Below are 9,586 nucleotides of genomic sequence, written 5' to 3'. Positions count from 1 at the left end.
TCCCCTTTCGTGTCCGAGATCGTCGCCAAACGCTCGAACACAAGTAGAATCAACACCGTGCGCCATGTCCACCAAATTTAAACCGGACAGCAGTGGGCTTGACCCGAGGATGACGGCGACGGGGGCGAATCCTCGAAAAAAGCCTGAGGCGGCGGATTGCTCCGCCGCCTCAGCGAAAAGACAAATGTCTGAGCTCCCGCCTCAGAACCGCTGGGTGAGCGAGATCTTGAAGGTGCGGCCAGGCTCCGTGTAGAAGGCCATCGGCTGGTTGGCGGAGGAGACGCTGTTTGGGTTGACCGATTCCGTGCCGACGGCGTTCCAGTAGGTCTTGTCGAAGATGTTGTAGACGCCGGCCTGGACGCGCAACCCCTTGACCTGTTCCGGCTCCCACCAGCCCGCGAGGTTGAACACGCCATAGCCGGGTGCATCGAAGGTATTGGCGTTGTTGTCGCTCGGCATGGCGGCGGAGAAGATGCCGGTCACTTCGGCACCCCAGGTTTCTTGCTCATAGCCAATGCTGGTGATGGCCTTGAACGGAGCGACGCTGCGCAGCTTCGTGTTGGTATCGCCATATTCGCCATAGGCATAGGCGAGCGAGCCTTCCAGGAAGAAGCCGTTGACGAATTCCTTGCGGGCATTCACCTCGATACCGGAGATCTGGACGTTGGACCGGTTTTCATAGGTGAACAGGCTGGCCGGCTGGCCGGCACCACCACGCTTGGTCACCGTGTCGATGAAGTTGCGATAGCGGTTGTGGAACAGGGTCACGCCGCCGGTGAAGTCGTTGGCATCCCAGTTGGCACCGACTTCGAAGCCATGTCCGGTTTCGGATTCCAGGTTGGAATTGCCGATGCTGGCATATCCGCCGACCGCATTGGTGAAGTTGCCATAGAGTTCGTCAACCGTCGGCGCACGATAGGCCATCGACCACTGGGCGAAGAGCTCGACCTCGGGCGTCAGCTGATAGGTGGCCAGCAGTTTCGGCGAGAACTGCGAGTCGGTATGCGCGGGCGGCAGGCCGAAGATGCGATAGCCGGTGTTGCTGGTGAATGCGGCAGAGTTCTGCGGGCGATAGTCGTGCCAATCGAAGCGCACGCCGGGCGTCAGGGCAAAGCCGCTGTCGCCAAAGGAAATACGGTCCTCGATGGTGAGGCCGAGGCTGACGCCATCCACGTCAGGCTGGTCGGACTGCGACGCCGCCGTGGCCGCAGCCGGCACCACGTTGATATACTGATGGGTGCTGAACCGGGTGAGGCTGCCGCTGATATTGACCTGGTGGCCGAAGGTGCCGGTCTCGAACTCCGAGCGGGTCGAGCCGATCACGCCGAAATCATTCTCGCTCATCTCGTTGTCGCGGACATAGGCGGCACCGCTATTGCGAAGGCCCGCCGAGCCGGCATCCTTGACCAGTTGCTGCCAATAGAACCTGAGGCTTGCCGCATCAATGAGGCCGTCATTGGAGGGCGCCTCGTAATTATAGTCCAGCGATACGCGTTCGCGGCGCGTATCGTCCCAGCCGGAATAATTGCCGGCGCGGAAGGTGGAGGCTGCGGTTGCCGGGGTGAAGGTCGAGGACTGCAGCGTCTTCAGGTCCGCATCGCTTTCATAGCCGAAACGCTCGGCGGTGAGGCCGATCGTGTGGCCGCCTTCCAGCTCATGGCGGAACTTGAACAAGAGGTTCGTCTGGACATAGTCCATCGGGTTCGGCTCGGTACGGCTGCTGCCGATGATGTCCGATGTGCCCTGGTTGTCGGTCTCATGGCCGCGGGTGTAGGCGCCCTGGAACAGGACAGAGGTGTTCTCGACGCGCTTGGCCACGGCCAGCGATCCGCCGAAGCTGTTGTCCTCGCTGTCATAGCCTGATTTGGCGATGCCACCCCAGTCACGTCCCTCGGCGATCAGGTCTTCGGGCTCCAGCGTGCGGGCCACCACGGCACCGGCCAGCGCGCCGGATCCGATGCGGGCCGAATCCGCACCACGCAGCACGTCCACGGCACCGAGCGAGGAGAAGTCGAAGCTGTTGGCCGGGCCTGAAATGCCTGTCGTTGGCGATTGCGTGCCCGAGCGGGCGCTGCTCTGCATGAAGGGCAGCGGAATATCGTCCACCAGGGTGGAGACGCGCGGGCCGGTCAGGCCGCGCAGATAGAGGCCACCGGTGGAGCCCGGACGGGACTTGATGAAGTCAAGGCCGGGTTCGGTGGTGTTGGCGAGGTCGGAGAGATTCTTGATCTCCTTCTTGGCAATCACCTCGGCCGAGGTCTGCGATGCCAGCGGCGTGTCGGCCACGGCACCGGCAGGCGCGCGCTTGCCCTTGACCACGATGGTCTCCAATTGCGTGGTCCCAGCCGCATCTTGTGCCATGGCAGGCACAGCAAGAGGCAGCAGCGACATAGTGGTGCAGGCAAGAAGAAGGTGGCTGGTACGCCGGATGACCATGTCAAAGTCCTTTCGTCGGCCACGCGCAGGCGCGCCCCGGTTGTCCCGGAACACGAAAACTCGGCCGTTGATGATTGCGTCAAATATGTGGGCGGGCGGTCCGTCCGCCTTCTTTATGCCATGTATTAAACATGAAAATTCGAGTCAACATATAAAACATGATTTTAATGTTCATATTAAAATCCGCCGTGAGCGTTGCAAACGGATGACAGGCCCGGGCGCACCAGGCGCCGGCAGCTATGGGCGGATTTTGTCGCGTCGGAGAGCTGGCAATCCCTCAGAACAGGCCTTCGATATAGCCTTGGTCGTTCAGGAATATACGCTCCGAGGAAGGGGAACGCGGCAAGCCCGGCATGGTCATGATCTCGCCGGTGATCGCCACGACGAAGCCGGCACCGGCCGATAGCCTGACCTCGCGAACATGCAGGCTGTGCCCCTCAGGCGCGCCCCTAAGGCTGGGATCGGTGGAGAAGGAATATTGCGTCTTGGCCATGCAGACCGGCAGGGTTCCATAGCCCTGCGCCTCGAACTGCGCCAGTTGCTCGCGCACCGCCTTGTCGGCCGTCACCTCCCCTGCCCTGTAGATGCGCCGCGCGATCGTCTCGATCTTGTCGAACAGCGGCAGCTCATCGGCATAGAGCGGCTGGAATTGCGACGTCCCCCGCTCCGCCAAGTCAACCACCTTGTGGGCCAGTTCCTCGATGCCGGCAGAGCCTTCTGCCCAATGGCGGCAAAGCACGGCGTCGGTCTCCAGGGCCCGGGCGCTGGCCTTCACCGCTTCGATCTCGTCGGATGTGTCGGAGACAAAGTGGTTGATGGCGACCACCACCGGCACGCCAAACCCCTTCACGTTCTCGATATGGCGGGCAAGATTGGCCGCACCCCGCCGCACGGCCTCGACATTCTCGATGCCGAGATCCTCCCGCGCCACGCCGCCATTCATCTTCAGCGCCCTGACGGTGGCGACGATCACGGCGGCATCGGGCTTCAGCCCGGCCTTGCGGCACTTGATATCGAAAAATTTCTCGGCACCGAGATCCGCGCCGAAGCCCGCTTCGGTGACGACATAGTCCCCGAGCTTCAGGGCAAGTGTGGTCGCCATGACGGAGTTGCAGCCATGGGCGATATTGGCGAAGGGACCGCCATGAACGAAGGCCGGATTGTTCTCCAGCGTCTGTACCAGATTGGGCTGCAAGGCATCCTTCAGCAACACCGCCATGGCGCCGTCGGCCTTGAGATCGCGGGCGAAGACCGGGGTCTTGTCCCGCCGGTAGCCGATGATGATCGACCCCAACCGGGATTCAAGATCCGCAAGGTCGCGCGCCAGGCACAGGATCGCCATGACCTCGGATGCGACCGTGATGTCGAAGCCTGTCTCCCGCGGATAGCCATTGGCGACACCGCCGAGAGACGAGACGATCTCGCGCAGCGCCCGGTCGTTCATGTCCATAACCCGTCGCCAGGTGACGCGCCTCACATCGATGTTCTGCTCGTTGCCCCAGTAGATGTGGTTGTCGATCAGCGCTGCCAGCAGGTTATGTGCCGAGGTGATGGCGTGGAAATCGCCAGTGAAATGCAGGTTGATGTCCTCCATCGGCACCACCTGCGCGTGGCCGCCGCCAGCCGCCCCGCCTTTGACGCCGAAGCATGGCCCAAGAGACGCCTCGCGGATGCAGACGATGGCGCGTTTGCCGATCCGGTTCAGCCCGTCCCCAAGGCCGACCGTCGTCGTGGTCTTGCCCTCGCCCGCCGGCGTTGGGTTAATGGCCGTGACCAGGATCAGCTTGCCATCGGGTCGGCCGCGCTGCCGGGCAATGAAGTCCGCGCCGATCTTGGCCTTGTCATGGCCATAGGGCACGAGATCGGCACTATCGATGCCGAGCTTGGCGCCGATCTCAACGATCGGCTTCTTGCGCGCGGCGCGGGCAATTTCGATATCGGATTTGACCACCTTCATATGCATCGGCGCTTCCCCCCTGCGAACCGAACCGGGCGGCGGTTTGGCTCGCCCGGCGATGTTTCCTTTAAGTGGCGAACTCAGCAAAACCCAAGAAACGAAATTGGCCTCAGCGAGCGCGATCTCCGCCGCCGCCCGCCTTCAGCCTCGGTCTGTCTCCGTAGAAGCGCCATACGGAACACAGCCGCCAAAGCCGGTGGCTTCGGTGCCATGCCGCAACGACAACGGGGATGAGGCACGAGCACGCAAAATCTGTCGATCCGGTCGCAGACATCAGGAGACTATCAACAGTGATGTGAAGCTCGCAAGCAGAAGGCTTTGAAGAAAACACCTTGTTCACAATGGCAAGGTCGAATCTTGCACGTATACCGAGCATCGCAAGTCTTGGCCCGCGAGTGCAATGGCCGTGCCCTCTCTTGTTGCTTGCATTTCTCCCATGTGATTATGACTTTGATCACATTGAGCAGCAAGAAATGTTGGCAATCCGGGCTTTAAGCAGGGCTTGCCGGTAAAGTCCGCTTGAAACGGCGGCCAGAATGTGGCCAAAGTTGCCCCCTGTTGTCATGTACACAGGATTACATGAGGCAGGGCAGAAAATGGCTTCCCTTTTGGTCAACATTGTTTATCTGTTAACGTTAACATACCGTCATTGGTCACTTCCAGAACTATGGTCATTGCAGAACGCCAGTCGCTCCTGAGCAGCGAAATCACGCTTGCGGAAACACGCCCCCGCTTCATGCAGACCATGATTCGGGTCGCGCAGGAGTTTCGGTTCGACCACGTGTCAATCATAGCAGCACCGGGGGCCAATGACATTTTTCTGGCACCTCTGGTCCAGGAAAGCACGATCCCGGCCCAATTCGTGAAGGAATTCGACCGCAGGCATTTCCTGCGCGACTGCCCGATCCTGCCGCGCATGGTGGATTCGATCCTGCCGCAAAGCTGGTCTCTGCACGAAAGCGGCCCTTCGGTGGATTTCTCCTGTCCGGAAGAAATGCATGAACTACTGATGCGATTCGGCCTCTACATGGGCACGATATTCCCGGTGAACTCGGTGGATTCGACCCGTTTCTTTGTACGCTTCGACGGCAAGCGCGACATGCTGAGCCAGGTGGAACTGAACGAACTCGGCATGATTTCGATCCACGCCTTCGACGTGTTCGATCGCATGCGCCGCGCGGGCCAGACCGCCGGCAATGCATTGTCGGCCCGGGAACTTGAGGTTCTCCGCTGGACATCCCAAGGCAAGACCTCCGTGGAGATCGGCCGGATCCTGTCGCTGTCGGACCACACGGTCAACGCGTACATGAATAATGCCATTAAGAAATTGGATTGCGTTAACAGAACGCAATTGGTAGCTAAAGCGATAAGGCTTAAGCTAATCAACTGATAGCTCACGTAAAACTAGCAAAGCCCGACTTCATGCCATAGCCATGGGAGAGGCTTGCGTGCCCATCAGATTCGACGACACTCAACGGCCATCGCGTGGCGACGGAGGAGACGTCGGCATCTCCGACCGCGAGATCGTGCAACTGGTTTCCGCCTTCCGCCCCTTTGGTCTGTGGCGTATCGACCTGGACACAGGTCTGTTTTACGGAACGCGCGACATCTACGGCATCTTCGACATGGAGTACCGTGAAGGGCCGATCAATCTCGTGGAATTTCGCGATCACCTGCATCCGGAAGATCTGCCGATGCTGATGGAAAGCTTCGAGCAGACCAGCACCCAGAAACAGATGCATCACAACATCTACCGGGTCATCAAGCCATGCGGCGAATACAAATTCGTGCGAACCATCGGCAAGTTCCGCGAGAAGGAAGGCACGTCGGGCGAGATCATCGGCGTCACCTACGAATTCTTCGAGCGGCTGCGCACCGCGGCCTTCTGCGAAGACACGGAGTTGACGGCTAGCAGTCAGGCCACCGAAAACTAATCTACAGCCGCTTTCACCAAAGGCATGTTCGGGAAAGGCTGTGCGCAGCCAGCCCCATTAGCAGTGCAAATCTCCGCCACGGCGGCCATGGCGGAGCTCTAAGTCACGTCATGATCAGCGGTCGAGGACGGCGCGCAGTTCCACCAAGTTGGAGCGTACACGGAGAATGTAAAAGCCCATGGTGGCCAGATGCGTCGGCATGATCCAGCCATCCTCGCTGCCGTTTGAAATGATCGCCGGCTGAATGCGCAAGGCAGCCTGCAATTGCCGCTCCATTTCCGCCCAGATCGATGTGAGGTTGCGCTCGCGGATGACGTCAGAGAAATCCGCCTTGGCCGCCGACATCACGGCATAGAGCCCATAGAGCTGGCCATAGGCGAACCAGTAGCGGTCATCGGCACGGGTATCGAACCATCCGGCGTTGAAATCTTCCGACCGGCGCCGGAGGATATCCGAGGTGTTTCCAAGGTCGTTTGCCGTGCGGTCGATCAGTTGCAGCAGATTGTCCGCGCGGGCATCGAACACCGCGTTGCAGTTTTCCAGGTCCGTGTTGAACTTCTGCCAGCCGGTGATGGCGGAGCGATAGAAGCTCGGCGTCGGCGTCTTGAAGCCCAGGGGATTGAGCCCGAAATACCAGGTATACTCGTCATACTGGATCTTGCCGCGCGCATCCTGCAGGTCGTTATTGATGCCGGACGTGCCACGCACGCGGCCCAAATTGTCCGCAAGCTCCACACCGACGCGGCGGACCACCTGGTTCACCCCGCGCTGGAACGAGGCCTTGTTGTCGAAGAACGGCGTGTGATCCCAGTCGAGACCGAAAAACCCGAGCTTGTAGATCAGCGTCGACGAAATCCAGATATTCTGGTTGACGTTCGCATCCGTCAGATCGGCGGCCACCGAGACAATGCCGGACGGCTGGCACTTGCCAGGCGTGGCCGCAACCGGCTGGCCCGCCGGCGTTGTGCGCTCGGAAAACTTGTAGGCCTGCACGAATTCCGGATCGAAATGATACCAGAACTGCGTGCGCCAGAAAAACTGGCCGTAAAAGCCGATAATGACGAGCAAGACAACGAGGATCGGCGCCTTGATCAGCCAGTTCCGCCGCTGATACCAGCCATGGGCGGCCATGAAGGGCCAGACCAGCCAGGCGACGGCCATGCCCAGCCCTCGGCCGATGGCACGAAACACCCGCTCGAAGAAAGCGATGATCGGGTCAAGCATTGTCTTCGTCTCCTATGCCGTAAAGCCGCTTACGGAAAATCTTCTTGTCACGCAAATAAGTGCTGGTCAGCCGCGATACAACGTAATCCCGGTAGCTTTCCGAAAAAGCCTCATAGGCATCGTAAAAGCCCTGCTTGTCGAAAATAAAACGGGAGACGAAGTCCGTGGGATTGAACTGCGCGATCAACCGGTTTGTGAGCCACTGGTCGGGATGGTCGGGCCGCGCGCGAATGAGAAGGAAGCGGCGCGCAGGCTCGATGTCTTCAAGGCGGATGCTGCCCCGGCTGGTGATCAGCCGCAGCATCTCCTGCAGGAAGGGATAGGTTCCGTCGGCCGTGATCGCAGCACTGTTGCGATGCATCCAGGTCTGGATCCAGACGCTGTCGGCCTTGGACAGATCGGGAATATCCGTTGCCTTCCCCATCAGCGCGGCGATGGCCATGTCGGCGCGGTGGGCATAAAGGCCCGAAGCCTCCACCCAGCTTGCTCGCGGCAATTCGATCCGCCCGGTCTTGGCCAGGAAATCGAAAATGCGGGCGGGATCGTTGAGGCCGATATAGCTGACCTGCCAGGGCCGCGAACGCCGAAAGCCCGGCGCCTTCGGATCGCAGATGACCGTCGTCGCCTTGTCGTCGACGAAGATGTAGACACCACCGAAATGGTTGGCCCAGAAGGCATCGTGGCGGAAGACGAGCTTGTCGGGCACCAGCACGTTCTGCCGGATATCACCGGTGAGCTTTGCAAGCTCCACCATCCGGTTCAGCATGGCATCATCCCGCCAGGCATCGGGGTCCGTCTGCAACCGGTCGGACAACTGCCGCAGTTCGGCCGCCTTGCCCAGGAGGTCTTCGGCGGACAGGACGCGGAACCGTACCTCGTTGATCGACAGCAGATCCTCAAGGCTTTCGACGGTGGCGACGCTGTCCTCGATCTCGCCGTACAGCGCATCCTTGATGGTGACGGCATTGATGGCGCGAGCATTGGCGCCGAAGAATTCATGCATCAGCCCGGCGGTATTGGAAAAGCTTGTATGGACCACCGGCAGGTTCTCCTGCTCCGGGGTCATGATGATGAAACGCCGGTTCACCCTATTCGGGTCGAGATAGTCCCAGTCGTTCAACTCGGCGGCAATCTCGGGCGAGAAGCCGGTCATGTCGATATCGAATGTCTCAAGCGCCGTTGGCTTCAGGCCAAAACCGGTCAGCGCCTTGTTGTAGCGGGCAATGAGATGCGGCTCTGCGATCGTCAGCAGACGACCATAGATGAGCTCGGCTTCGAGGAGGCGGTTCATGCAATCAGGCTTCTGCTAGACATCGGCGCCGGCTTCGGCCTCGTCTCCGCCCCAGGCAATCAGGTCTTCGATATCGACCTTGAGCGCCTTCGCGATCTTCTTCAGAACGGAAACGCTGCCCTCCTTCTTGCGGGATTCTATTTCGGACAGATAGGCGGGGCTGATGCCGGCAGCGGCGGCCAAATCCTTCGCGGACAAACCGCGAAACTCGCGCCAGACCCTGACTGGGCTCTCCCCATCAACCATTCGATGGACGAATTCGCCGGGAATGAACTCCTCCTCGCCCCGCGCGAGCCGCTCCTTGAAAAGATCGTAGGCAGCGACGTCCTCTAGCATCTCAGCAGCCTCGACCAGCGCGTCGTAGTCGGCTTGCGAAAGAACCACCATGTCCTCGCCGTTAGGCGTCTTGAAACGTGTTGCAATTCCCATATCCCTGCCTCGCTAATAAACGCTGCCACGGCTGGCAATCTTTTCGACATCCAGAACGTTGTCATATTCGTCGAAGATCACTCTCCAGTCACCAACGCGTAGACGATAGCCGGGCCGATCTTGAAGCTTTTTCACATTGTTGATCTGCGAATTCGGATCTGCAGCATATTGCCGAACTTTCTTGAGAATACGTTGGCTGTCATTGGCGGGAATCCGTGCCAGGGTCCGGGCTGCCTGCTTGCTGTAGATGATCTGCTTCACAGTCTATAGCTCCCCAAGCATCTCGACAACAGAAATTCGCCGACAGCGAATACA

8 protein-coding genes are annotated in these 9,586 nt (G+C 59.8%); 2 read left to right on the top strand and 6 right to left on the bottom strand.

Annotation, left to right across the window (positions count from 1 at the left end):
• Window positions 1-201: 201 nt before the first annotated feature.
• Together B9A97_RS18875 and B9A97_RS18870 are read right to left on the bottom strand one after the other, a co-directional pair.
• Window positions 202-2,436, bottom strand: coding sequence for a TonB-dependent hemoglobin/transferrin/lactoferrin family receptor (locus tag B9A97_RS18875; RefSeq protein ID WP_084367037.1), 2,235 nt, complete (start codon window positions 2,434-2,436; stop codon window positions 202-204).
• A 277-nt stretch (window positions 2,437-2,713) separates the two neighbouring features.
• Window positions 2,714-4,393: a formate--tetrahydrofolate ligase gene (locus B9A97_RS18870; protein ID WP_084367068.1), complete on the bottom strand. Its 1,680-nt coding sequence runs from the start codon at window positions 4,391-4,393 to the stop codon at window positions 2,714-2,716.
• Between the two features lie 667 nt (window positions 4,394-5,060).
• Here B9A97_RS18870 and B9A97_RS18865 point away from each other — a divergent pair.
• On the top strand, window positions 5,061-5,783 hold the full coding sequence (locus B9A97_RS18865) for a helix-turn-helix transcriptional regulator (RefSeq protein WP_084367035.1): 723 nt from the start codon (window positions 5,061-5,063) through the stop codon (window positions 5,781-5,783).
• A gap of 58 nt (window positions 5,784-5,841) precedes the next feature.
• On the top strand, window positions 5,842-6,327 hold the full coding sequence (locus B9A97_RS18860) for a PAS domain-containing protein (RefSeq protein ID WP_179145334.1): 486 nt from the start codon (window positions 5,842-5,844) through the stop codon (window positions 6,325-6,327).
• A 114-nt stretch (window positions 6,328-6,441) separates the two neighbouring features.
• On the opposite strand, the gene B9A97_RS18855 is transcribed toward B9A97_RS18860, so the two are convergent.
• The 4 genes from B9A97_RS18855 to B9A97_RS18840 are packed head-to-tail and all read right to left on the bottom strand — an operon-like array spanning window position 6,442 to window position 9,532.
• Window positions 6,442-7,551, bottom strand: a complete 1,110-nt coding sequence (locus B9A97_RS18855) for a DUF2333 family protein (RefSeq protein WP_084367031.1) — start codon at window positions 7,549-7,551, stop codon at window positions 6,442-6,444.
• Window positions 7,544-8,842 carry a DUF6638 family protein gene (locus tag B9A97_RS18850; protein WP_084367029.1) on the bottom strand — a complete coding sequence of 433 codons (1,299 nt, stop codon included), beginning with the start codon at window positions 8,840-8,842 and terminating at the stop codon, window positions 7,544-7,546. The genes B9A97_RS18855 and B9A97_RS18850 overlap by 8 nt, the downstream gene beginning before the upstream one ends.
• 15 nt (window positions 8,843-8,857) lie before the next feature.
• Window positions 8,858-9,271 (bottom strand): helix-turn-helix domain-containing protein, encoded by a 414-nt coding sequence (locus tag B9A97_RS18845; protein ID WP_084367027.1) that lies wholly within the window; start codon window positions 9,269-9,271, stop codon window positions 8,858-8,860.
• 12 nt (window positions 9,272-9,283) lie between these two features.
• Window positions 9,284-9,532, bottom strand: coding sequence for a type II toxin-antitoxin system RelE family toxin (locus B9A97_RS18840; RefSeq protein WP_084367025.1), 249 nt, complete (start codon window positions 9,530-9,532; stop codon window positions 9,284-9,286).
• Window positions 9,533-9,586 lie beyond the last annotated feature (54 nt).

This window comes from Rhizobium sp. RU36D (assembly GCF_900176345.1).
In the GTDB taxonomy this organism is placed as follows: domain Bacteria; phylum Pseudomonadota; class Alphaproteobacteria; order Rhizobiales; family Rhizobiaceae; genus Allorhizobium.
This window is presented reverse-complemented; position numbering and strand designations above follow the sequence as displayed.